Annotated in this window: 19 protein-coding genes; 6 read left to right on the forward strand and 13 right to left on the reverse strand. The window is 45.2% G+C overall.

Annotated features, from left to right (window positions below; all coding sequences use genetic code 11):
- Positions 1-49: 49 nt before the first annotated feature.
- From RBB45_RS19410 to RBB45_RS19420, 3 genes are all read left to right on the forward strand, one after another.
- On the forward strand, positions 50-1,474 hold the full coding sequence (locus RBB45_RS19410; protein ID WP_306010215.1) for an FAD-binding domain-containing protein: 1,425 nt from the start codon (positions 50-52) through the stop codon (positions 1,472-1,474).
- Between the two features lie 218 nt (positions 1,475-1,692).
- Positions 1,693-2,739, forward strand: a complete 1,047-nt coding sequence (gene mnmH, locus RBB45_RS19415) for a tRNA 2-selenouridine(34) synthase MnmH (RefSeq protein WP_009793891.1) — start codon at positions 1,693-1,695, stop codon at positions 2,737-2,739.
- Positions 2,740-2,837: 98 nt separating this feature from the next.
- Positions 2,838-3,353, forward strand: coding sequence for an NUDIX domain-containing protein (locus RBB45_RS19420; protein WP_094769255.1), 516 nt, complete (start codon positions 2,838-2,840; stop codon positions 3,351-3,353).
- Between the two features lie 21 nt (positions 3,354-3,374).
- On the opposite strand, the gene RBB45_RS19425 is transcribed toward RBB45_RS19420, so the two are convergent.
- The 6 genes from RBB45_RS19425 to RBB45_RS19450 all read right to left on the reverse strand — a co-directional run bounded on the left by RBB45_RS19425 (position 3,375) and on the right by RBB45_RS19450 (position 8,707).
- On the reverse strand, positions 3,375-3,977 hold the full coding sequence (locus tag RBB45_RS19425; RefSeq protein ID WP_050767302.1) for a polysaccharide deacetylase family protein: 603 nt from the start codon (positions 3,975-3,977) through the stop codon (positions 3,375-3,377).
- 83 nt (positions 3,978-4,060) lie between these two features.
- The gene (phnC, locus tag RBB45_RS19430; protein ID WP_306010216.1) at positions 4,061-4,813 is read right to left on the reverse strand and encodes a phosphonate ABC transporter ATP-binding protein; all 753 of its coding nucleotides are present in this window, start codon (positions 4,811-4,813) and stop codon (positions 4,061-4,063) included.
- A 15-nt stretch (positions 4,814-4,828) separates the two neighbouring features.
- Positions 4,829-5,584 (reverse strand): phosphonate ABC transporter, permease protein PhnE, encoded by a 756-nt coding sequence (phnE, locus tag RBB45_RS19435; protein WP_101547728.1) that lies wholly within the window; start codon positions 5,582-5,584, stop codon positions 4,829-4,831.
- An 11-nt stretch (positions 5,585-5,595) separates the two neighbouring features.
- Positions 5,596-6,498, reverse strand: coding sequence for a phosphate/phosphite/phosphonate ABC transporter substrate-binding protein (phnD, locus tag RBB45_RS19440; protein WP_148949488.1), 903 nt, complete (start codon positions 6,496-6,498; stop codon positions 5,596-5,598).
- Positions 6,499-6,612: 114 nt separating this feature from the next.
- Positions 6,613-7,662: a selenide, water dikinase SelD gene (gene selD / locus RBB45_RS19445; protein WP_083783106.1), complete on the reverse strand. Its 1,050-nt coding sequence runs from the start codon at positions 7,660-7,662 to the stop codon at positions 6,613-6,615.
- Between the two features lie 46 nt (positions 7,663-7,708).
- Positions 7,709-8,707 (reverse strand): glycosyltransferase, encoded by a 999-nt coding sequence (locus RBB45_RS19450; RefSeq protein WP_248138298.1) that lies wholly within the window; start codon positions 8,705-8,707, stop codon positions 7,709-7,711.
- Positions 8,708-8,951: 244 nt separating this feature from the next.
- Here RBB45_RS19450 and htpG point away from each other — a divergent pair, with 244 nt between their 5' ends.
- Together htpG and RBB45_RS19460 are read left to right on the forward strand one after the other, a co-directional pair.
- Complete coding sequence (gene htpG, locus RBB45_RS19455; protein WP_306010217.1) at positions 8,952-10,823, forward strand: molecular chaperone HtpG; 1,872 nt, start codon at positions 8,952-8,954, stop codon at positions 10,821-10,823.
- A 151-nt stretch (positions 10,824-10,974) separates the two neighbouring features.
- On the forward strand, positions 10,975-11,862 hold the full coding sequence (locus RBB45_RS19460; RefSeq protein WP_101547724.1) for a vanadium-dependent haloperoxidase: 888 nt from the start codon (positions 10,975-10,977) through the stop codon (positions 11,860-11,862).
- Positions 11,863-11,930: 68 nt separating this feature from the next.
- Here the strand turns inward: RBB45_RS19460 and ade are convergent, their stop codons facing one another.
- Both ade and RBB45_RS19470 read right to left on the reverse strand, forming a co-directional pair.
- On the reverse strand, positions 11,931-13,691 hold the full coding sequence (gene ade / locus RBB45_RS19465; protein ID WP_306010218.1) for an adenine deaminase: 1,761 nt from the start codon (positions 13,689-13,691) through the stop codon (positions 11,931-11,933).
- Between the two features lie 33 nt (positions 13,692-13,724).
- Entirely contained in the window at positions 13,725-14,177 is a 453-nt protein-coding gene (locus tag RBB45_RS19470) for a nucleoside deaminase (protein ID WP_035402596.1), read from the reverse strand.
- A gap of 241 nt (positions 14,178-14,418) precedes the next feature.
- Between RBB45_RS19470 and RBB45_RS19475 the strand changes: the two genes are divergently transcribed.
- On the forward strand, positions 14,419-14,796 hold the full coding sequence (locus RBB45_RS19475) for an rRNA methyltransferase (RefSeq protein WP_306010219.1): 378 nt from the start codon (positions 14,419-14,421) through the stop codon (positions 14,794-14,796).
- A gap of 538 nt (positions 14,797-15,334) precedes the next feature.
- Here the strand turns inward: RBB45_RS19475 and RBB45_RS19480 are convergent.
- The 5 genes from RBB45_RS19480 to parE all read right to left on the reverse strand — a co-directional run bounded on the left by RBB45_RS19480 (position 15,335) and on the right by parE (position 23,023).
- Positions 15,335-15,811 (reverse strand): staygreen family protein, encoded by a 477-nt coding sequence (locus RBB45_RS19480; protein WP_009793908.1) that lies wholly within the window; start codon positions 15,809-15,811, stop codon positions 15,335-15,337.
- A gap of 77 nt (positions 15,812-15,888) precedes the next feature.
- Entirely contained in the window at positions 15,889-16,659 is a 771-nt protein-coding gene (locus RBB45_RS19485) for a hypothetical protein (protein WP_009793909.1), read from the reverse strand.
- 267 nt (positions 16,660-16,926) lie between these two features.
- Positions 16,927-18,372: an alanine/glycine:cation symporter family protein gene (locus tag RBB45_RS19490; protein ID WP_009793910.1), complete on the reverse strand. Its 1,446-nt coding sequence runs from the start codon at positions 18,370-18,372 to the stop codon at positions 16,927-16,929.
- A gap of 242 nt (positions 18,373-18,614) precedes the next feature.
- Positions 18,615-21,047: a DNA topoisomerase IV subunit A gene (gene parC, locus RBB45_RS19495; protein WP_306010220.1), complete on the reverse strand. Its 2,433-nt coding sequence runs from the start codon at positions 21,045-21,047 to the stop codon at positions 18,615-18,617.
- The gene (gene parE / locus RBB45_RS19500; RefSeq protein WP_022543834.1) at positions 21,044-23,023 is read right to left on the reverse strand and encodes a DNA topoisomerase IV subunit B; all 1,980 of its coding nucleotides are present in this window, start codon (positions 23,021-23,023) and stop codon (positions 21,044-21,046) included. Before parE ends, parC begins: the two co-directional genes overlap by 4 nt.
- Between the last annotated feature and the right edge of the window lie 11 nt (positions 23,024-23,034).

Raw genomic sequence — 23,034 nt, forward strand, 5'->3', positions numbered from 1 at the left:
GTTCAGTATAATGGATAGAGACGCTATTCTAGTTTCGGAGTGATTTCTTATGAATATTGTATGGTTCAGGAAAGACTTAAGGATTCATGACCATCGGCCGCTTGCAGAGGCATGTGCTTCAGCGGAGGAGGTTATCCCTTTATATATAGCAGAACCGCTTTCAGGCCGGAAGGAAGTCTCAAGACGCCATATCCAATTTGCCGCAGAGGGGCTTGAGCAGCTGGATGAGGGCCTAAGGGGTCTTGGAGGAAGATTATTTGCCGCTCAAGGCACCATCATCGATATACTCGAAGAGCTACTGAAAAGATACGGTGATTTCTCCCTTTTTTTCCACCTGGAATACGATACGGATACTGACAGACAGGCTGCGGAGTGGATGGTGTCTAAAGGACTGCCTTTCTATCCTTTCCATCCTCCAGGCCAGCTGGAAAAACCAAAGAGCAAGAGCAGGTTCAGAAAGCTTTGGCAGGAGTCAATGCTTGAGGAGCTGACAGATCCTCCGGCTGCGGTCAGAGTTCCGGAAAAGGTGCCGGATTTTCTTAATCTTTCTGTTCAGAAGGCATTAGGCATGAAAGTTAAAGGAGAGGCCATCAGGTTTGGACAAAATGGCGGGGAAAAAAGGGGAATAGAAACACTGGAATTTTTCATAGGGGAACAGCTCGCCAACTATGAAAAAAACTATCAAAAACCGCTCGCTTCTTCTTTCTCTTCCAGCAGGCTTTCCCCGTACCTGGCATACGGTAATATTTCACCAAGGCTCGCCTACCATGAAGCCGCAAAGAAGGCGGAAAACTGTACAGAAACTGAGAAGCAGCAGCTAAGCCTTTTTCAATCAAAGCTGCTTGAGCGGAGTGAGGCATTGCAGTGGCAGGAAAAAGAAACACAAGCAAATGCAGCCGATAGTAATTCCGCCAGAGCGCATGATGCAGAGCTTCTTGAAAAATGGCGGACAGGAAATACCGGAATTCCTTCGGTTGATGCGAGTATGCGCTGCCTGCGCAAAACCGGCTGGCTCAATTACAGCAGCAGAAGGATGCTGGCAGGCTTTGCCTGTAATATACTTCTATTAGATTGGGAGAAGGCTGCACTGGAGCTCGCCCTTTTGTTCCTTGACCACGAGCCTGCTGTTCACATGAAAGAGATGGGCATTCTTGCCGGTAAAAGCGGCTCAAAAACCGTCAAAATCATCGATCCGGTCAAATGGGGAAAAGAGCTTGATACTGATGGAAGCTTTATCCGCCGGTATGTTCCGGAGCTGAAGGATGTGGATGCGGCATATATACACGAACCCTGGCTGTACCCTGGTTTTTTTCAGCTTGGATACCCAGCTCCCATTTGTGATGTACGGAAAGCAATTAAGCAAGCAAAAAGGCAAATAGAGGACCAGAAGAAAGATCAGAAACCTAAAGACATACTTAAAAGTAAAAAAGCAGCTCTTGAAAGTGAAGAACAGCTTACCTGGGATTTCGATTAAAGCTGAAAACCGGAAAAGGCTCAGGGGGAAAATCTGAAAATATGCTTTTAGCCGCGAAATGTTTTATAATAGGTAAAGGGCAGGATGTTCATCCGCTGAAGTCCCTCGGTTGAAGAAGATGTTTTTCCAGCTGATCCTCCCCGTGAGTGATCAGCTTTTCTATATGATAGCAGTAAAGATAAGCTTAGAATGCAACAGCAGGAAAGGCGGAATAAAAATTGTTCCAGGATGTAGGAATTGAGAAACTTTTAGAACTGAAGGATAAACGAAAGCTTGTACTGGTAGATGTAAGGTCTCCTTCTGAGTATAAGGACAGCACGATACCGGGAAGCATCAATATACCTTTGTTCAATGATGAAGAGCGGGCTGAAATCGGCACAATTTACAAACAGGTGAGTGTTGAAGCTGCCAAAGAACGCGGTCTGGAAATCGTTTCGGCCAAGCTTCCGGATTTTATCAGGGAATTTAATGCCGTTGAAGGCGACAAAGCCGTATTCTGCTGGAGAGGCGGGATGAGGAGCAGAACCTCTGCCACCCTCCTTGATCTGATGGGCATACGCACATACCGGCTAGAAGGCGGTGTCAGAGCGCATCGCAGATGGGTTGTCGAAACGCTTGAAGGACTCAAGCTTAAGCCCAAAGCATTCGTCTTGAACGGCTATACAGGTTCAGGGAAAACGGCCATTCTAGAGAAGCTGGCAGAAAAGGACTATAGTGTGATCGATCTCGAGGGACTTGCCAGGCACCGCGGTTCCATCTTTGGCCATATCGGCCTTGAACCGAGCAATCAGAAAATGTTCGATAGCAGGCTGCTGAGAAAGGTGCTCGAGGTGCAGGATTCTCCTTTTGTCTTTTTTGAAGCTGAGAGCAAAAGGGTTGGGAAGGTGGTGCTCCCTGAATCTATCATTGAAAAGAAGGAACAGGGGATCCAGCTGTTCATTGAGATGCCGATGGAAGAAAGAGTCCGCCATATCCTGGAGGATTACAAGCCATGGGATCATCCTGAAGCATGCTTTAATGCGTTCAGCCATATTAAAAACAGGATCCACACACCGATTGCTGCCGAAATAGAACAGAATCTCATTGATGAAGAGTATGGGTCAGCGGTTGCGCTGCTCCTTAAATATTATTATGATCCCCGTTATACGCATACAGCTAAAATGTATCCGGAAGACAGGATCGTGACTATTCAAGCCGCAAATATCGAGGATGCTGCCCAAAAGATAGAAGAGTACGTACTATCACAATCGCCGGTTGCGCAATAATTCTTGTATAAATAGGGCTGCATGCTGTCATGCAGCCCTATTTATTTTTGCTTTTAATGGTAAAATTAACCTAATGAGATGATAAGGTGGGGGTATGATTGGCTTTTTACAAACTTTTGGGCTTATCTGATACAAACATAGACAGGCAAATTAAAATACGGGAAGCGGTCAGGGCAATCATTATACAAGATGATCTGATCCTTCTTCTGCAGACAATTACAGGAGGCTATAAATTTCCCGGAGGAGGGGTAGAGGAAGGAGAAGCCTGCACGGAAGCACTGATCAGGGAAGTTGCAGAGGAAACAGGCTACACAAGCTGCAGGGTTAAAGAAAAGGCTGGGGAAGTCGTTGAAAGGCGTATCGACGAATATGATGACCGCTTCATTTTTCAAATGAATTCACATTTTTATATCTGTGAATTAAATGATTTCGCTTTGGCAGCGCAGCAGCTGGATACATATGAAGCAGAGCTGGGATTCATACCCAAATGGGTGGCCATTGATGAAGCAATAGAAGAAAATAAGAAAGCCATCGGGAAAATAAAAAATCATACTTGGCTAAAAAGGGAAAATTTTGTACTCGAAGAGCTTAAAGTTATGCTAATCAACCACTAAAAGCAAAAAGCACCCGGAGGGTTATGCTCCGGGCGCTTTCCTTTTGTTCTTTCCTGGCTGGAGGGAGGCAAAGCTATATCCTTTGAGTTTGATCTCTTTTAATAACTCAGGCAGGATATCAGCAGTCTGCTTTAGTTCATGCAGGAGGATAATGGCTCCATCTTCCAGATGATCAGTTACATTGCAAATGATTTTTTCCGGGTTTCCTTTAAGCTCCCAATCAAGGGATGCAATTCGCCACATTACAGGGGTCAATTCGAGTTCATTGGCCGCCTTAAGGGTAGCTTCATTATACTGGCCAAAAGGCGGACGGAAGAATACAGGCGCCTTTCCGGTAACCCGGCGGATCTTCTCTTTGCTGGTTTCCAGGTCCTTATATTGATCCTCACAGGAGAGAGCAGCCATATTTTTGTGGCGGGATGAATGGGTTCCAATGATATGCCCTTCATCGAGCACTCTTTCCCATGGCCTTTCAGGATACAGAAGCCGTGTCTGCCAGAAAAAAGCGGCATATGCATTTTCCGCTGCCAGGCTGTCCAAAATGGAATGCAAATGCCTGCCAGGTCCATCATCAAAGGTTAAAACCACTGACGGCTTTTCACCGGGCTGTAATTTTGATAACACTTCATTATCTGCTGAGTCGTACACGACTCTTGTCTCATCAACCACTCAAGGACTTTTTGTCATAAGTATTCTCCTTCCCCGGATCAGACCGGAATAAATTCAGCCCCATAGGTCTGTTTATACAATTCATCTGTGAATTCATCTGGTTTCCCGTCAAAGATGAGGCTGCCATCTTTTAAGGCAAGAATGCGTGTTGCATAGCGCTTTGCGAGGGAAACATCGTGAACATTAATGATGGTCAGAAGGCCATGCTCTCTGTGAAGGGACTGAAGAAGCGAGAAAATCCTCTCTGATGTCCCGGGATCAAGGCTTGCCACAGGTTCATCACCAAGAAACACTTTGGGAGACTGGAGCAGGGCCCTTGCTATTCCGACGCGCTGCTTCTGTCCGCCGCTCAATTGTTCAACTTTCCTTCCGGCAAACTCACTCAGGCCGACATCTTCCATCACACTGCGGGCAAGTCCAATTTCTTTTCTGGAAAAAGCGCCTATCAGATTTTTGAAAGTGTTTCTGTAGCCAAACATTCCTGTCAGGACATTTTGCATGACTGTCAGACGGGGGATGAGATTATAATGCTGAAAGATCATGCCCATTTCCCTCCGTACAAGCCGTTCTTCCTCGGCAGATTTGCCGGATACCGGCTTGCCCTGAAAGTATACTTCCCCAGCAGAAGGCTTCTGGAGCCCATTCATGCAGCGGATCAGTGTAGACTTCCCGGCACCGCTTTTTCCAAGTACACATATGAATTCGCCTTGGTTCAGTTCAAGGTTTATGTTATGCAGGGCAGGGGAGTCAGCCTTCGAATAACGTACGGTAACATTCTCCAGCTTGATCATAAGCCCAGCCTCCTTTTAAATCACTTTATTTCTGACAAAGCTTCCAAACAAATCGACGATTACGACTATGACCATAATAATCAGCACATCGAGAGAAACGGCAGAATAATGGAAGGTCTTGAAATCATTGAACAATCTCTGTCCTATTCCGCCTCCGCCGATAAAACCAAGAATCAGAGAGGTACGGATCGCTACCTCGAACCGGTAGAAAAACTGGGACAGCACATTCGGCCAAATTTGCGGCAGGATGCTGAACAGGGAGGCAAACCAGCTTTTTGCGCCGACTGCCCGCATGGCTTCCTGCGGCCCGCGCTCTGAGGACTCTATCAGTTCTGATATCAGCTTTCCAAGCACACCGGCATTATGGAACAAAATGGCCAGTACAGCAGGAAAAGGCCCAAGGCCCAAGGCCGTAAGAAGGATCAGCCCAAATACGATCTCCGGCACTGAGCGGACGAAACTGAGGCCTAGCCTTGTCACATGATAGACTGCTTTCGATGGGGAAGTGTTCCTTGCAGCCAGGAAACTGAGCGGCAATGCCGCCAGCAGGCCGAGGAAGCTCCCCAGAAATGCCATCGCCAATGTTTCCATGCTGTCCTGGAGCATCCGGGGCAGGAGCGAGAAATCCATTGGAAACCACTGCGATAAAAAGTCGATCATATTCCGGAAATCACGGAATTTAGTCAGATCAAACTCTGTAAGACGGGCACTGGCGTATACAGCCAGTGCCAGCAGAAGAACAGTAAAAATACTACGCTGTTTAAACCACACAATAATCAGCTCTATTCGTTAATGATTCCCTGTTTGACAGCTGCTTCCCTGATGCTTTCATACTGTTCATTGGAAGCCTCGGTAAAACCTGTTGCGCCAAACGCATCAAGCACTTCTTTATCATCGATCGCCAGGAATGTTTCCTGAAGCTTTTCTATTGTTTCTTTATCTGTATCTTGATGAACTGCCCAAGGATATTGGAAAAGTTTCTCGGATTCCCAGATTGTCTTGAACTGCTCTCCATCAATTTTTCCTGAATCTACAAGCTGATTGTAGATGGCGCTGTCAATCGCACCGGCATCCACCTGCTTGTTTTGGACAGCCAGGGCTGTAGCATCATGGGAACCTGTGAATCTGACTGATTTGAACTTATTGTCATCCTCGGATGTATAAACACCCTGATCCTGCAGTTCAATGGAAGGGATAAGGGAGCCGGACGTTGAATTGATATCACCAAAAGCAAAATCAATTTCTCCTGCTGCTGCTACCAGGTCTTCCATGTTATTGTACGGGCTGTCTTTATGTGTGACGATATATGAATGGTAGAAAGGCTCTCCATCTATCAGCTGGGTGATGATTGCTTCAGCACCGCTTTTTTCGTGTGCAACCACATATGTAAGCGGTCCAAAATAGGCCATATCGATTTTATCGTAGTTCATCGCTTCAACTACGCCATTATAATCAGGATAAACCTCAACATCCACTTTCCTGTCCAGCTCTTTTTCAAGGATCGACTGAAGCTTGTCCATGGCCGTTTCCATTGCACCTTCCGTTTGTACCGGTATGACGCCGATTGTGAAAGCTTCTTCATTATTATTGCTGTTTTCTTTTTGTTCTGTGCCTTCCTCTGAACCGCAAGCGGCAAGAATCATGATCAGCGTAAAGGCAGCTGCAGTCATTAGCCATTTTTTCATCAATAAAACACCTCATTAATATAATTGGGGGGATGGGCAGAGAGGCAGCATAAGCTTTAAGCAAATCTGCCTGACATCCCATACCCCTTAAAAAAGGACTCTAATCGAGTCCTTTTACAATACTTTAATCTTCCCGGGAGATTGATCTGTTACTTCGCCGATGATAGCAGAAGTGACATTTCTTTCTTCAAGGGCCTTTTGCAGTGCTTCAGCTTCCGCCTCAGGCACAGAAATCAGCAGCCCGCCTGAAGTGATGGCATCACACAGAATCAGCTGGGTTGTTTCATCAATATCAGGATTGTACTCAATCCGCCCTGACAGCCATTTGTGGTTCTTCCTTGAACCGCCAGGAATGATATTCTGTTCTGCGAGCTCACGTGTCCTTGGAAGGACCGGTACACTACCGCTGTTGATGATAACTCCGGCTCCGCTGCCTTCAGCAAGCTCGATCGCATGGCCGAGGAGGCCAAAGCCAGTCACATCGGTACAGGCATTCACCTGGAAGCTTTCCATTGCTTCTGCGGCATCTTTATTAAGTGCAGCCATTACGTTCATGACAAGATCGATATCTTCCTTCTCGAGCAGGTCCCGCTTGATCGCTGTCGTAAGGATGCCGACACCGATCGGCTTTGTCAAAATCAAACGGTCGCCAGGCTTAGCGCCGGCATTGGCCCTGATTTTATCCGGATGCACAACACCTGTGACTGAGAGTCCGAATTTGGGCTCCTGGTCATCGATCGAGTGTCCTCCGACAAGGGCGGCCCCTGATTCCATGACTTTGTCTGATGCTCCTGCCAGGATGTCAGCAAGGATGCTCTTATCAAGAGTGCTGATAGGGAATCCGACGATATTCATAACTGTGATCGGTTTTCCGCCCATTGCATAGACATCGCTTAATGAGTTTGCAGCCGCAATCTGGCCGAACATATAAGGGTCATCCACAATCGGTGTGAAAAAGTCGAGCGTCTGCACTAAAGCAACATCATCGCTTATTTTATATACTCCTGCATCATCGGAAGTATCAAGCCCGACAAGCAAATTTGGATCAGGTACAGCTTTGGGCAAATGACGCAGAACCTGCGCCAGGTCCTCAGGACCAATTTTGCATCCTCAGCCGCCTTTTGTTGATAGCGAAGTCAATTTGATGATTTCTTCTCTGGACATGAATTCCTCTCCTTTCATTAAACAAGGGCTGTCCCAAACAAGCTGTTCAGGAAGGGGCAAGCACCCTGCTGTATATCCTCAGCATACTTTCGGCCTCAGATACATTAGAGTGGTGTTCTGCTATGTAATTTTCAGCAGCAGCTCCAAGTTTTTTTCTTATCTCGTAATTATTGATCAAGCGCTCGGCATAAGCAAGAAATTCGACTTCATTCTGATAAACAAATCCGGTGGTTCCGTGCTTTACAAGACTTATGTTTCCTTCATTGGCTGAAACTAATACAGGCAATCCGCAATCCATCGCTTCTATGATGGCTGCCGGCTGTCCCTCGGAAATAGAAGTGTTCAGGAGGGCATCTGCACATTCGTAAAGACTTCCCATTTTACTGTGGGGAATCTGGCCGATATAGTCGATCCAATCTTCCTGTTCCGCCAGCTTTTTCACGTATGATCCTTCTTCTTCTTCAATGACAGGACCTGAAATCACTAAACGGATATGGGGATACCTGTCATGCAGTTTTTTTAGGGATGCGATTGCGAACGGGATATTCTTGATTTTCCTGATCCCGGCTGGAAGCAGGAAGACAAATGTATTTTGCTCTTTCTTAAAAACAGGCTCCATCATTTCAAACTGACTTCTTCCTTGTGGAATCACATAGACCTTTGCTTCAGCATCGGGAACTTCGCTAATGAGAAGCTGCTTTGCCTGTTCATTGAAGACTGTAACGGCTTTTGCTTCCTGAAGCGTCCTGATTATATCCTGCCGCCTTTCATGATGAAAAAGATCCTGATTCAGGTCGGTTCCTGTCATTGTGATCACATAGTTATCTATCGGCATACCAAGCTCTTTCTTGTAAAGGAAAAAGCGGTAAGCATGAAAACCATGGACGATATCTCCCTGTGGAAGGGGGGATGCGGGTCTTTCTGTTGAAGAAACAATTTTTGTATCTGCTCCAAGCCTGCGGAGGCCGTCAGATATTCTTTTAACGGTAATTGTATTTCCACGTTCCTGATGGAAATTGGGAGAAGCCAAAATAATCTTCATCATGTCACTCCTTTTATGCCGATTCTCTGCTGCAAAAACTGACAGCCGCCTGCCGCTAAAGCATACACAATCAGTAGTATATACATACCCTCAAAATTATACCGGAATACCTCTTGAAATCAAGAGAAATGCACAGTTATCCAAGGGATAGTTGACAGAGCAAAAGGTTATATGATATTAAAAAATTAGCACTCAGCTTCAAAGAGTGCTAACGTAACTTCAACATATTCAGGGAGGGAGAAATAAAATGGTAAAGCAGCAATTCAAAGCAGAATCAAAAAGACTGCTGGAGATGATGATCCATTCCATCTATTCCAAAAAAGAAGTATTTTTAAGAGAGCTGATCTCAAACAGCAGCGATGCCATTGATAAGCTGTATTACAAAGCACTGACAGATGATTCAATCAGCTTCAACAAAGAAAACTATTACATAAAAATTACCCCTGACAAAGAAAGCCGCACTCTTGTCATTAAAGATACCGGGATCGGGATGACAAAGGAAGAACTTGAGGATAACCTGGGCGTTATCGCCAAGAGCGGCTCATTGAATTTCAAAACCAATACTGAGCTAAAAGACGGCTATGATATCATCGGCCAATTCGGGGTCGGCTTTTATGCAGCCTTCATGGCTGCAGACTCCGTTACTGTCATCAGCAGGGCCCATGGGAGCACAGAAGCATACAAATGGGAGTCAGAGGGAGCAGAAGGCTTCTCAATCGAGCCTGCCGTCAAGGAAGAAACAGGAACAGAGATCATCTTGAAAATTAAAGAAAATACAGAAGAAGAGAATTATGATGAATTTCTTGAAGAGTATTCACTAAAGAGCATCGTCAAAAAGTATTCCGATTTTATCCGCTATCCTATCCTGATGGATGTGCCAGGCAGGCGGCCTAGGGAAGGCTCAGATGGTGAATTTGAGGATTACACGGAAGAACAGACCATCAACAGTATGGTGCCGATCTGGAGAAAAAATAAAAGTGAGCTGACGGAAGAAGACTATGAAAAGTTTTATGCAGAAAAGCATTTTGGTTTTGATAAGCCGCTGAAGTCCATTCATATCAATGTTGACGGTACCATCCGCTATAATGCGGTGCTCTTTATTCCAGAGAAAATTCCGTTCGATTATTATTCCAAAGAATACGAAAAGGGGCTTGAGCTGTATTCAAATGGCGTTCTGATTATGAACAAGTGTGCCGAGCTGCTTCCTGATTATTTCAGCTTTGTGAAAGGAATTGTTGATTCAGAGGATCTGTCCCTGAATATCTCGCGCGAAATCCTCCAGCAGGACCGCCAGCTGAAGCTTATTGCAAAGAATCTCGGGAAAAAGATTAAAAGCGAACTGCAGTCTATGCTGAAGAATGATCGGGAGAAATACGAAGCATTTTACGAGTCTTTCGGCAGGCAGCTGAAATACGGGGTATACAGCGATTTCGGCAGCAACAAGGATATGCTCCAGGATCTGCTGATGTTCCATTCTTCAAAAGAAAACAAGCTAGTCACACTGGATGAATATATTTCTAGAATGCCTGAGGACCAGAAGTATATTTATTATGCTGCCGGGGAATCCATCAGCCGGATTGAAAAGCTCCCGCAGACAGAGCTTGTCGCCGACAAAGGTTATGAAATATTGTACTTTACCGAAGATATCGATGAATTTGCCATCAAGATGCTGTTGAACTACAAAGAGAAGGAATTCAAGTCTGTATCCAGCTCAGATTTGGGGATTGAAGCTGAGGAAAATGATAAAAGCGAAGAAAAAGCCTATCAGGAAATGTTCACAAGCATGAAGGATGTGCTGGCAGGGAAGGTAAAGGAAGTCCGTGCTTCCAGGAGACTGAAAAGCCATCCTGTCTGCCTGGCAGCAGAAGGGGATCTGACCATTGAAATGGAAAAGATTCTGAACAGCATGCCTGACAGCCAAAATGTACAAGCTGAGAAAATTCTGGAAATCAATCCCAATCATGAGGTTTTTGCTTCACTGCAGAATGCGTTTGCAAATGACAAAGAGAAGCTGGCACTATACACCAATCTATTATACAACCAGGCTTTGCTGATTGAAGGATTGCCGATCAGCGATCCTGTGGAGTTTACGAATGATATATGCAAGGTTATGAATTGACCTTTGATCCTGCACAATAACGAGAAAGACGAACTTTCATAGACCATGAGAGTTCGTCTTTTTTGTTATTTTTTCTGAATTCTGCTATTACGCCTATCCACAAAGCAAACCGATTTCATAAGCTGTTACATCAGGCAAGGAGGTGAAAATAATGAAAGAAAATTATTTGCGATGGTCTGAGCATCCTTATGCTGGAGAAAGAAAACCGCCATCAGAAGGTGTTACGCCATATGCCGGTTCCTGGCCGCTGATCTTTTTAAAAAGGGACAGTGACGGCCATTTTCTTGATCCCAATTACAAAAAAATCGTTTTACCAATTAAAGATCCTCACTATATCGATTTTCATCGTGAATTAAAAATCGTTCAGCGGACATTGAACAACCTGACACCTCAGCAAAAGAAGATCGGCATTTATTATGGTACAGGTGTTCCGACAAAGCAATGGACACCAGTCATTGACAAGCTGATCGATACGTATGGTGTCGGTCCAACCCAAGCGGCAAGGATTCTTGCTGTTGTTCAAGGTGCTATAAATGACAGTATGGTGGTTACCTGGCATTTAAAATACCTTTGGGATGCAGCAAGGCCCAATCAGTATGACCAGACACTTGAAACATTGCTGTGCACCCCGAGGTTCCCTGCCTATCCTTCAGGGCATGCAGTCATGTCAGGCTGTGCAGAAGTCATGCTGACCTATTTTTTCCCTAAAGAAGCAGGAAAGATTAAAAGGATCTCAAAAGAAGACGCCATTAGCCGGCTATATGCAGGAGTCCACTTCCCTTCGGATAATGATGAAGGGCTGAGGCTTGGAAGACATATTGGAAAAGTGATTGTCAGCCACCTGAAACGCCAGTCAGACGAGCGGGGGCAAATTCTGGATTTATCTGACAGCAAGTACCGGAACGCAAACATCCTTTCAGAGGATTACCAGCAGGCTATCCCGTTTGACTTTAATGAAAGATGCCTGTCGCTTACAAGGGATGCTGATGTTGGAGTTAAAAAGAATACTGAAGCTGCTAAACCATACTTGAAATTTTAAAAACTAATTACACCCGACCAAAAGCTGGATTTTAGTCCAGCTTTTCATTTTGAAAATCATTTACCGCATTAAAAAGTCAATCCCGGCTTGTGGTTTGCTTCAATTGGAATAAAAGCAGATTGAGAAACACTGAATAATCCGGAGGCAGTTAATTTAATTTCCGGGATAACAGGAAGAGCCAGGAAGGATAATGCCAAAAAAGGGTTAACATCTTTATTTGCACCTAGATGTTTCAGGGCGTTATTGACGTCTGCCAGCATAGACGCTGCTTCTTCATAAGACTGATCGGACATAAGTCCCGAAACAGGCAGCTTCAGCGAGGCAAGCATTTCGCCTTCCTTAATGACAGCAAGGCCGCCCTGCATATCCTCCACAGCCCTTAGAGCAGCTAACATATCTTTATCATTTGTGCCTGCAATGATGAGGTTGTGTGAATCATGGGCTACCGTAGAGGCAATCGCTCCGGATTGAAGGCCGAGCCCTTTAACAATTCCCAATCCGATATGCCCAGCTGCACGGTGGCGCTCAATGACGGCCAGATTCAAAAGATCCCTTGATGTGGAGGCCTGAAAGCTGTTTTGGCTGTCCAGATCAATTTCCTCAATTATATGCCTGGTAACCAGGCTTCCAGGGATAATCTCTATGACGTTGGCTTTATTTCCTGTCATTCTGATTTTTAAATCTTCCTGGCGGGTAATGCTTATTTTTACCGTATTTTTGAGCATGGCTGCAGGAGGCACGCCTCTAAAACAGCCATTTGGCAAAAGTTTACCAGAGGAAACGACTTCAACGCCTTCTTTAAATACCCGCTCAATGATCAGCTCTTCAAGCGATTCAAGGAAAACCATATCAGCTTTATACCCAGGGGCCAGTGCTCCCTGATTCTTCAAACCAAAACACTCTGCTGCATTCAGGGTCGCCATTTGAATGGCAGTTATAGGAGGGAGGCCTGACTTCACTGCCAGCCTGATATGGTGGTCAATGCTTCCTTCCTCAAGCAGGTCATCCAAATGTTTGTCATCTGTGACGAACAGACATCTGCGGCTGTTCTGCTGATTGACTGCAGGCAGCAGTTTCTCAAGATCCTTTGCTGCAGTTCCTTCGCGGATCATCAAATACATCCCTTTACGCAATCTTTCCTTTGCTTCTTCAGCGGTTATTGCTTCATGATCGGTGCGGATGCCCGCAGCACTATACACATTTAACCCGGATGCGCCTAAGCCTGCAGCATGGCCATCGATTTTTTTCCCGGCAGATTCTGCTGCAATGATTTTCTCGATCATGTCAGTTTGTGCATTCAATATAGCAGGGTAGTTCATGACTTCTCCAAGCCCAAGAACTCTGGGATGGCTAAAGAATGGCTTTAGATCAAGAGAATCCAGCCTTGCACCGGCATATTCAAAATCAGCAGCAGGAACTGAGGAAGGCAGCATAAAATAAAAATCAAAAGGCAGTCCTTCAGAAGCATCCAGCATGTACTGCAGACCGGAAATGCCTGATACATTCGCAATTTCATGCGGGTCTGCCACAGCAGCAGTCACACCATGAGTCAGCAGCACCCTGGCAAATTCCCCGGGGGTCAGAAGGGAGGATTCAATATGGACATGGCCGTCAATGAATCCAGGAGAAATATAGCTTCCTTTTGCATCGGCAATCTTATGGCCCTCATACTCGCCAATGCCCGCGATATACCCGTCTGCAATGGCAATATCCCCATAAATGACCTCACCGTTAAAAACATCTATGATCTTTCCATTTTTAATGACCAAGTCAGCTGGCTCTCTGCCGACAGCCACTGCAATCCGGCGTATCAATCGTTCTTTTATCATTTTTATCCTCCTAAAAAGGAAGTACTTTATATCTCAATAATCAATCTTAGAAAAAGACTTCTCCCACAATTTAAACGGCATTAAAGCTTCATCCATTTTAACCTGCCGCATTTCTATGCTGCGCTGTTCAAGCGGGAGGGAGAGCTGCTCATAAATAAACTGATCATCAAATCCTGCAGCGGCTGCATCTTCTTTTGTACAGGCAAAATATACTGCTTTTGGGCGAGCCCAGTAGATAGCGCCAAAGCACATTGGGCATGGCTCACAGCTGGTATAGATTTCACAGCCGCTCAGCTGGAAATCCTGAAGATGCAGGCAGGCAGCACGGATCGCCTGTATTTCTGCATGTGCTGTAGGATCATTAAGCGAAGTGACCCGGTTTGTGCCTGTGCCGATCACCGTACCATCCTTCACAACAACCGCTCCAAAAGGACCTCCCAGATGGGCAGCAGCATTCTCCAAAGCAGCCTCTACTGCATTTTCCATAAAATAAAGGTTCGTCAACAGGATCACTCCAATTTAAGGTATTTTATATATTATTGGAGTGATAGGGATAAAAAAGCATTCGGTTTGGGAGGAAATCTGACAGGAAATTTATATAAAGGGCTTAAAAAATGGAAGAAAGATGACAAAGTGAACAATTTTACTGACATAGAACATATGTTCTTTTCGCTAAAAACAGCACATGCTATAATGATTGATATAGAGTTTCTTATCAGGAAGGTGAATGAATATGTGGAAAAAGGTTGACGGAAAACTGATTCAAAGAACAGATGAATCAAGGGTAAAATTCAGGACTAATATCAGCAAAGCGTTGATTGAAAACCTGAATGAACTGGCTTATGAACATGATACCCATGTGAATTATTTACTCGAAACAGGACTCGAAAAAGTCCTTGAGCAGGATTATATTGATTTCAATAAGAAAAATCGGCCTAAAGACAGAATCCAGTACAAAACTACATATGACAGCAGCCTGATTGAACAGGTAAAAACCTTCGCCAAGAAACATGATGTTTTTATCAATGATGTGATTGAGTACAGCGCAGGATACATTGATATAAAGTCAGCAAAAGACAGCGGTTATAAGCACAGGATAGAGTAGGCAGCTTAAGCTGTCCTGTTTGTTAAAACTACGCCCCGAACATAATATATATTATAGGAAGTCATATAAACGATCGAATATCAGGTCTCAATAGTTAAGTATACTTAAGATAGTGAGACGAAATAGAAATTTTACAGGAAATTGACTCTAAATGTGTTTTTGGTCAAATTGCAGTGATTAATATTTTTTTAAATCTCTTGCTTATTAATTTATGAATTCCAGATTCACTCTGATTTAATCTAATATATTATTCAATCTCAATCTTTCTGCTGCTGGCTTCCAGCATACTTACAATCTCACAGGTCGGCATCTGGATGCTTACAGCAGCTTTTATTGATATGTTATATATTTATTCCTCATTATTGATTTCTCTTGATTTATGAACTTATTTAGCTGGTTCTTTTTAAAGCAACGCCTCTTCTCGGAAAACTCAATTAGTTTACATAATATTTTTATATTCCACTCAATCCCATGCTCTGCCTCCGTATATGCAAAACAAGCCCCGGTCAATGCCTGGAGCTTGTTCCCGTGTCATTTTTCAGATAACCGGCTGCTGTAAACTATTTAAATACTGCCTTGGCGTTCCATAGTAAATGATCTTGCTGAACTGCGGAAATACGGACTCAAACTGCACATAAATTGGTGAATCCAGCAGCCATGGATAGCTTGTGAAAAAGCTCCTGTCTCCGTAAATGATTGCTTTCAGCGCTAAATCCATTTCCCGCTGGAATATCATATACCGCATCTTCGAAGTTTTTTCGTCAAACTCTCCCCCGCTCACATATACTGCTGCCTTAAGAACATATTGCCCCATCTGCGGCAGCCACTCAGCCAGAACTTCATCCCTGAATTTTTTATTTACGCTGCTGTAATCATAAACGCAACCGATGCTAAGAAACAGTTCACCAGTCTCATCTGAATGTGTAAGTGTATATTTCCTAGCATCGACAGGCTTCTGCTCTGTTGCCGGAGCCAGATACCTGACACTTAGTTTCTGAGGATTAAATTGACTCATAGCAAGCTGCTCTCCCTTCGGAAAGAAGTTATTCTTGCTATAACATATGAAGTTAGTCTCACAAGGGTGACAAAAGCCTATCTCTTTTTATGCCCCCTGCCTGTCTCATACAGCTTGGTTTCAAGCAATTTCCAGCTGCCATTTTCATATATCCATGAGGATTCAGCAAATGCTATCGAATCAGCGTGATACGCCCCGCTGATTTGCTGCACACCCTTTAAGCCATGCTTACCATTATCAAGCATGATTGGGATAAGTGTCCCAAAAGGATCGACCATCAGTTCTGCCGGCTCATTCAATTTGCCGTTATGGTAGAGTCCCAGGCGTTCATAGTCGTCTTTTCTCTCTGTTAAATCAAAAGTATAAGATTGGCCTGTCGCAGGAATGGTAATTGAGGCTTTATAGCCATCCTTGAATTCACTCTCGATAGCCAAAGGTTCAGGAACAGTCAAATCCTCGAGCTTGAAGTCTTTTAACGTATACAAATAGTAGTTGGAGAGCCCGCCGCTGCCCCCAGTAGGAACTGTTGCGAACAGATCCTTTACTCCGTCATGGTTCAAATCGCTGAACTTTACAGAAGGTTCATATCCGCCTTCTAAATCAATCCGGTATGTCTGGCCATTTGAAGCCTCAATGATCACATAGACTTCCTTTAAAAAAGCAGCCCCTTCTTCATATGGAATTCCTTTTATATAAATAGTATCTTTTTCTCCATCCCCGGTTATATCTTCCTTCTTCTTCTCGACCGTTTCTGCCTTGTCAGCCTGTTCAACTGCATAAGCACCTGTTATAGCTGAAACTGACATGAAGAAAAACGCAGCGAATGCGAACAATAGTTCCCTTCTCATAAAAACCGCCCTTTCCGAACAATTTTATTCGTATTATGTCCAGATTTGGGAAATCTATGTACCCGTTCAAAGACGATTTTTTTATGCTTTTTAATTGAAGCTGTTGATCTGTACTCCAGACACTTCGCTTCCATATGGCGTCGCTATTTACCCTAACGGATTTGATTCAGCTTTATCAAACGTAGAGGCAAAGATTATTCCTCAATACGGCAAAATCCTTCTCTGCCTATAAAAAAATGGCCTCCCTGCTCAGGGAAGCCATTTTCATTAGTTCAGTTTTTTCTTCTTTAAAGCCTGCTCTTTCGTTTCCCAGTATTCTATGTTCTTTAATCCCGGGATGCTGTCAGAATAGAAGACAGGATCTTTTCCTTCCCTGCGCTGAGTTTTGTAGTCCTTCAGTGCAGCAAATGCTATTTTGCCAAGCATGGTGATGGCAATCAGGTTGATGATGGCCATGATGCCCATGAACAGGTCGGCAAGTCCCCATACAACTTCAAGATCGACTGCTGCACCGAAAATGACCATTCCGATCACTGCCAGGCGGTAGACAAAGAGAGCAGTCTTGCTTTCTTTAATGAATTCAATATTCGTTTCACCATAATAATAGTTGCCGATAACAGAGCTGAATGCGAACAATAGGATCGCGATTGCCACAAAATAGCTTGCCCATGAGCCTATATGCGTTGCCAGGGCTGATTGTGTAAGCTCAATCCCAGTCAGGTTCGTTCCTGTATAATCGCCTGACAAAAGGATGATAAAAGCAGTTGCTGAACAAATCAGGATTGTATCCACGAATACCCCAAGAGTCTGGATAAGACCCTGTTTTGCCGGATGGGTAACAGCGGCTGTGGCAGCAGCATTCGGCGCGCTCCCCATACCCGCTTCATTGGAGAAGAGCCCCCGCTTGATGCCCATCATGACGGCAGCACCCATGGCACCCCCGGCTGCTTCCCTGAAGCCGAATGCACTTTCAATGATCAAACCGAACATAGCCGGTATTTCAGTAACATTCATCATCAGGATCACAATCGCAAGAATCAGGTAGAGTACAGCCATGACCGGTACAAGCACTTGTGATACATGGGCAATCCGTTTGACCCCTCCAAAGATGATGACAGCCGTAAAGACTGCCAGCACGATGCCGATCCACAATCTGCTGATCCCGAAGGACTGATTAAATGCAAGCGAGATGGTATTGGACTGAACAGAGTTGAATACCAGTCCAAAACAGAAGGTGATGATAACCGCAAACAATATACCCATCCAGCGCTTGTTTAAGCCTTTTTCCATATAGTAGGCCGGACCTCCGCGGAATCCGTCTTTATCTTTTACTTTATAAATCTGGGCAAGCGTGCTCTCTACAAAGCTGGAAGCCGCTCCAAGAAAGGCGATAAGCCACATCCAGAATACCGCACCCGGGCCTCCCCCTGCAATGGCTGTAGCGACGCCGGCCATATTGCCCGTGCCAATGCGTGAAGCAGCACTTATGCTGAAAGCCTGGAATGAAGAGATTCCCCTCTTGCCTTCTGCAGAAACCATCGACTTATCGCCGAGAATCCTAAACATTTCCTTGAAGTATCTCAGCTGCACAAATTTAGTCTTGAAGCTGAAATACAATCCCAGCAGAATTAAACCTGCTATCAAAATATATGTCCATACAAAATCATTTACCAGGCCAACATATTCCTGGAACTCGTTCACAAAAGTCTCCATTCGTTTCCCCCTTGGCTGTCTGTCAGAAAATTGTTATCTTAAAATAGTAACTCCCTTAAATCTATCAGAAGTTTTGCTGGCGGACAAGATGAAAATGCTTTCATGTCCTTGCTGACAGAATAATTTATGTAAACGTAATATCTATACCCTTATAGTAAAATAACAAAACAGGTCTTCTTACCTGCTTTTATCTTTTTTCTAAGCAAAAAGCCCCTGTCTGTTTAACAGGGGCTTTTTATCAATCATCCGTTAGTATCAGCTGCTTCTTGCCACATCTTTTTCGCTTTTCCGCTGTCAGATTCGTCAAGAATGAATGATCCGTTCGAATAGCGGTCATTAAAGCGGAGGTCAGAGGCTGACACTTGCTCGATAACGCCTTTTTCTGATTCAATAAAAATCTTGTCATGATTTTTTGCCAGCACCATTCCGACAACTCTGTGAGGGTTTGCTTTTAGTTCCCGCAGCATCACTAGACCTCGTTTGGCACGGGAAGTTCTTTCAAACTCAGCAAGCTTCATCTTTTTGATGGCACCGCGCTGGGTTGCAATGACAACAGCTTCCTCTTTGACATTGCTGACAAGCTTTCCGCTTACCACATAATCGCCTTCCTTCAGATTGATTCCCTTCACACCGGCGGCACGCGCCCCAACGACGCTGACTTCCTCTTCAGGGAACCAAAGTGCATATCCCATAGAAGTTGCTAGCATTAGATCCTGCTTGCCGTCAGTAAGGAAAACATCAGTCACGACATCATCATTTTTAAGATTAACGGCTACAAGCGGCTTTGAATATCGCTGTGCTTTATAATTTTTCAGCTCCGATTTCTTCACCATGCCATTCTTCGTGATAAACATCAAATAGGCTTCGGCCTCAAAATCTTTAACCGGAATAGCCCCGATGATGGATTCAGTCCGGTCAATCGGCACCAGATTGGCAACATGCTGCCCAAGATCTTTCCAGCGTATATCCGGAAGTTCATGGACAGGCAGATACATATAGCTTCCTTTGTCCGTAAAGACAAGAAGGACATCTGTAGTGTTCATATCAAGTTTTGACATAAGCCTGTCAGAATCCTTCATGCCGAAATCCTGTCCGTTTGATGCGGCAAAGGATCGCTGGCTTGTCCTTTTGACATAGCCTTCGTTTGTAACGGTAACGATGACATCTTCACTTGCGATAAGCACTTCGAGATTGATTTTAATCTCTTCGATTTCAGCTTCGATTACAGAACGCCGCGCGTCCGCAAATCTTTTCTTCACATCTTTGAGATCCTTTTTAATCACGCTCAGAAGCTTTTTCTCGCTCTGAAGGATGCTAAGCAGCTCTGCTACCTTTTGGGCAAGCTCTTCCGCTTCCGCCCGCAGTGCAGTAATGTCTGTATTCGTCAACCGGTACAGCTGAAGGGATACAATCGCTTCAGCCTGAGGCTCTGTGAAACCGAACTGGCTGATCAGGTTATCCTTTGCATCGCGTTTATCCTTTGAAGCACGGATAGCGGCGATGACTTCATCAAGAATCGACAGTGCCTTCATAAGGCCTTCCACGATATGCTGGCGGTCCTGTGCCTTTTTCAGCTCGTACTGGGACCTCCGCGTAACCACTTCTTTCTGATGCCCGATATAAGCATCAAGCATTTCCCGCAGCCCGAGCAGCTTTGGATGGCGGTTTGAAATCGCGACCATATTGAAGTTGTATGGAATTTGAAGATCCGTATTTTTATAAAGATAGTTTAAGACACCTGCAGCGTCTGCATCCTTCTTAAGCTCAATAACGATCCTCAAGCCTGTCCGGTCGGTTTCATCCCTGACTTCGCTGATGCCTTCCACTTTCCTGTCCATTTTAAGCTCATCAATCTTCTTGACCAGATTTGCTTTGTTAACTTCGAACGGAATTTCTGTGATGACTATCTGCTGCCTGCCGCCGCGGATGTCTTCAACCTCTGATTTGCCGCGGATGATGATTTTGCCTTTCCCGGTCTCATAGGCCTTCTTGATGCCTTCAGCACCCTGGATGGTTCCCCCGGTCGGGAAATCAGGCCCTTTGATAACCTCCATAAGCTCATCAACTGTACAATCCGGTTTGTCCATGCGCATGATGACGCCGTCAATAATTTCCCCTAGATGATGCGGGGGGATTTCCGTTGCATAACCAGCTGAAATTCCGGTCGATCCATTGACCAGCAGGTTCGGGAACATGGCTGGAAGTACAGTCGGTTCACTGGAAGTATCATCAAAGTTGGGGATGAAGTCGACTGTATGCTTTTCAATATCCCGCAGAAGCTCTGATGAAATTGCCGACAGCCTTGCTTCTGTATAACGCATGGCTGCTGGAGGGTCTCCGTCGATGCTTCCGTTATTCCCATGCATTTCAACAAGGAAATTTCTTACCTTCCAGTCCTGGCTCATCCGCACCATAGCATCGTATACTGAAGAATCTCCGTGCGGATGGTAGTTGCCGATCACATTCCCTACCGTTTTGGCAGATTTCCGGAACCCTTTTTCATTTGTATTGCCTTCTACATGCATCGCATACAGGATGCGCCGCTGTACCGGCTTCAGCCCGTCCCTGACATCCGGGAGGGCCCTGTCCTGGATAATATATTTACTATAACGCCCAAATCGGTCGCCGAGAACATCCTCGAGGGGTAGATCCCGGAATTTTTCCGCTGAACTCATAGATCAGCCGCCTCCTCTGCAACCGAGATATTTTCATTTTCAAGAATGCTGCCGTCTTCTTCAAGGCCAAAGGCAACATTTGTTTCAATCCATTTTCTTCTCGGCTCGACCTTATCTCCCATCAAGGTCGTAACCCTTCTTTCCGCTCTTGCAGCATCATCGATCCTGACCCTGATCAGCGTCCTTGATTCCGGATCCATGGTCGTTTCCCACAGCTGGTCGGCATTCATTTCGCCAAGACCTTTGTAGCGCTGGATCATATAGCCTTTGCCGATCTTTTTCATGGCACCCTGCAGCTCATCGTCGCTCCAGGCATACTCGATCTTTTCTTTTTTTCCGATCCCTTTGCTCACTTTGTACAGCGGAGGCAGGGCAATGAACACCTTGCCTGCTTCGATGAGAGGCTTCATATACCGATAGAAGAATGTAAGCAGCAGCACTTGAATATGCGCGCCGTCTGTATCGGCATCAGTCATGATTACAACTTTCTCATAGTTGACATCTTCCACATTGAAATCCGCCCCCACCCCTGCACCGATGGCATGGATGATCGTGTTGATTTCCTCGTTCTTAAAAATGTCCTGAAGCTTAGCTTTTTCAGTATTGATGACTTTACCCCTGAGCGGCAGGACCGCCTGGAAGCGTCTGTCCCGGCCTTGCTTTGCTGAACCGCCGGCAGAGTCTCCCTCTACAAGGTACAATTCATTCTTCTGGGGATTGCGGGATTGCGCCGGCGTCAGCTTTCCGGAAAGGACCGCTTCCGAGCGCTTCCTTTTCTTGCCGCCGCGCGCTTCTTCTCTTGCCTTGCGCGCCGCTTCTCTTGCCTGATAGGCTTTGATGGCTTTTTTTATGAGCAGAGAGCTGATATTAGGGTTCTCTTCAAGGAAATAGGACAGATGCTCACTCACGACAGCATCAACGGCAGAACGGGCTTCACTGGTGCCCAGCTTCCCTTTTGTCTGTCCTTCAAACTGAAGGAGCTCTTCCGGAACCCTTACAGAAATGATTGCAGAAAAGCCTTCCCTGATATCAGAGCCGTCAAGATTTTTATCTTTTTCCTTCAGCAGTCCAACTTTGCGTGCGTACTCATTGAAGACCCTGGTCATTGCTGTTTTGCTTCCGGCTTCGTGTGTTCCGCCGTCTTTTGTACGGACATTATTGACAAAGGAAAGGACATTCTCAGAATATCCGTCATTAAATTGGAAAGCAAAATCGACTTCGATCTGATTATGCTCTCCTTCAAAGCTGACAACAGGATGCAGAACGTCTTTTTCCTCGTTCAGATATTCAACAAAAGCTTCGATGCCTGTTTCGAAATGGAACAGGTCACGGGCATCGTGCCTTTCATCAATCAGTTCAATTTTCATGCCTTTCATCAGGAATGCGGACTCCCGGAGGCGTTCACAAAGAGTCTCGTAGTTATAGACAGTTGTCGAAAAAATCGCTGGATCAGGCTTAAAATGGATCACTGTTCCCGACTGATTCGTTTTTCCGACCTTCTCGAGCGTAGTCGCGGGCTTGCCGCCATTTTCGAACCGCTGCTCATATACGAACCCATTCCTGCGGATTTTGACGACGAGCCATTCTGAGAGCGCGTTCACGACTGAGGCGCCGACGCCGTGGAGCCCGCCGCTCGTCTTATATCCTCCCTGGCCGAACTTGCCTCCTGCATGGAGCACAGTCAAAATGATTTCAGGTGTAGGTTTGCCGAGCTTATGCATACCTGTTGGCATGCCCCGGCCTTTATCCTGCACGCTGATGGAGTTATCTTTATGTATTTTGACGATAATGTGGTCTCCATAGCCTGCAAGTGCTTCATCCACTGAGTTATCTACTATTTCATATACGAGATGGTGCAAACCTCTCGCATCGGTGCTTCCAATGTACATCCCAGGGCGTTTTCTAACTGCTTCCAGCCCTTCTAGTACCTGTATGGCATCATCATTATAATCAAATGCCTGCTGATTTGTTGCCACAAACATACCCC

This window comes from Bacillus sp. MMSF_3328 (assembly GCF_030733525.1).
Classification (GTDB): domain Bacteria; phylum Bacillota; class Bacilli; order Bacillales; family Cytobacillaceae; genus Bacillus_AB; species Bacillus_AB infantis.